The sequence below is a fragment of the Polynucleobacter finlandensis genome, assembly GCF_018881755.1.
GTDB classification, from domain to species: domain Bacteria; phylum Pseudomonadota; class Gammaproteobacteria; order Burkholderiales; family Burkholderiaceae; genus Polynucleobacter; species Polynucleobacter finlandensis.
Window position 1 is genome coordinate 1 of record NZ_JACVPS010000037.1, and the last position, 1,060, is coordinate 1,060.

The window sequence follows — 1,060 nt, forward strand, 5'->3', positions numbered from 1 at the left end:
TCGTAGATTCAAACACGAAGTGCAACACGGTTTAAGGACTGCATAAATACTTCATTGGGGGTTTTAAATCCTAATCGTTTTCTAGGTCGGTTGTTTAAACGGTCTTGGATCATTCTAAGCTCCTTATCGGTCACAGTAGATAGCGGTCTCTTTTTGGGGATGTATTGCCGCAATAGACCATTGAAGTTTTCATTTGATCCACGTTGCCAACTAGCAAACGGATCCGCAAAGTACGTCGTTGATTGAAGAGCTGTATCAATCCTGGCGTGCTCGGCAAATTCCTTGCCGTTGTCAAAAGTCAGGGTTTTAACGAGTGGGGTCACGGCGTTTAATTTAGTGATGATGGCGCTACTGACTAAATCCGACGTCTTGTTCTTGACCTTAGCCAAAACGGCATAGCCACTCTTGCGCTCAACCAAGGTCACAACAGCTTGCTTGTGGGCCGCTCCAATTACAGTATCGCCTTCCCAGTGGCCGACTTGGGATCTTGTCTCAATGTGCGCTGGGCGCTCACTGATCGGCCGCCTACCTACTATTTGGCCTCTGCGATCACGGCCGCTGGCATAGCGTTTCTTGCGCTTTTTTTGGCAACGCAGCTGCTGGTAAAGATTGCCGCCAGCGGCTTTATCGGCGTAGACATGGCGGTAGATGGTCTCATGACTAATGCCAACCTGATTGGCAATTTGGACGGGGCTCCACTGAGCTAAGAGGCAATCCACTGTCTGATTCCATTGATCGGCTGTTATTTGGGCGGCATTACGGCAGCCTAATGAGCGTTCTTCTGCCAACAGGCAGGCTTGCTTGGGACGGTAACCTTTGAGCCCCGTATTGCGAGCAAGCTCTCGGCTAATGGTCGACTTATGCCGATCCATCAGTTGGGCTATTTGAGTTTGGGTTTTTCCGTCTTTCATGAGGATATAAATCTGATATCGTTCAGTTTGGCTAAGGTGTTGATAGGTCATGGCTACTTTGACTTGCAGGTCTAGAAGCTTTGGATACTAAAACATCCTTAGCCTCCTTAACTAGTTGTTCAAAGTTGCACTTCGTAGTTGAATCCACC

1 protein-coding gene is annotated in these 1,060 nt (G+C 48.2%); it reads right to left on the minus strand.

Features of this window, described 5'->3' with window-relative positions; genetic code table 11:
* Window positions 1-8: 8 nt before the first annotated feature.
* Window positions 9-962 (minus strand): IS30 family transposase, encoded by a 954-nt coding sequence (locus ICN49_RS11595; protein ID WP_216168232.1) that lies wholly within the window; start codon window positions 960-962, stop codon window positions 9-11.
* Between the last annotated feature and the right edge of the window lie 98 nt (window positions 963-1,060).

Coding starts and splice junctions, on each gene's coding strand:
- ICN49_RS11595 (WP_216168232.1), bottom strand. CDS start 962: ATGACCTATCAACACCTTAGCCAAACTGAACGATATCAGATTTATATC.